Genomic DNA, 539 nt, shown 5'->3' with positions numbered 1-539 from the left:
GTTGGGGTACTTCTTCTCGAAGTCCTCCGCCACCTTCTTCAGGGTGGGCTCCCACGCCCACACCGTGACCTTGCCGCCCTTCTCGAGTGCGGCGTTGACATCCTTGGGAGTGCTATCGCCCGTCCCCGTGTCCGAGGCGTCGGAGCCGCAGGCCGTGGCGGTCAGCGTGAGAGTGGCGAGTACGGAGAGGGCGCCGAGGAGTCTGCGGGTGCTGTGCGTACGCATGGGAGGTGCTCCTGGTCGGGATCGGGATCGGTGGCGGTCGGGGAGTGGCTTCCGGGTGGGGATGGAGCTGGGTCGGGGCGGGCTTCCGGGAGGGGGCGGACCGGGGCGGGACTCCCCGGCGGGGTGGACCGGGGCGGGACTCCCCGGTGGGGCTGGGACGGGGCTATTCCTTGACGCTGCCCGCGGCCAGGCCGGACTGCCAGAACCGCTGGAGCAGGAGGAACGCGGCGACGATCGGGACGATCGTGAGGAGGGAGCCGGTGATGATGAGGTCGAAGACGGCTTCGCCGCCGGCGGTCTGGGCCTGGGCGTTC

2 pseudogenes are annotated in these 539 nt (G+C 71.1%); both read right to left on the bottom strand.

The window, feature by feature from the left end:
* Nucleotides 1–225, bottom strand: a pseudogene (locus tag OO54_RS40965) (sugar ABC transporter substrate-binding protein); the annotation flags it as partial.
* A 163-nt stretch (nucleotides 226–388) separates the two neighbouring features.
* A pseudogene (locus OO54_RS48205) lies at nucleotides 389–539 on the bottom strand (carbohydrate ABC transporter permease); the annotation flags it as partial.

This window comes from Streptomyces wedmorensis (genome assembly GCF_000716445.1).
GTDB lineage: Bacteria > Actinomycetota > Actinomycetes > Streptomycetales > Streptomycetaceae > Streptomyces > Streptomyces wedmorensis.
This window is presented reverse-complemented; position numbering and strand designations above follow the sequence as displayed.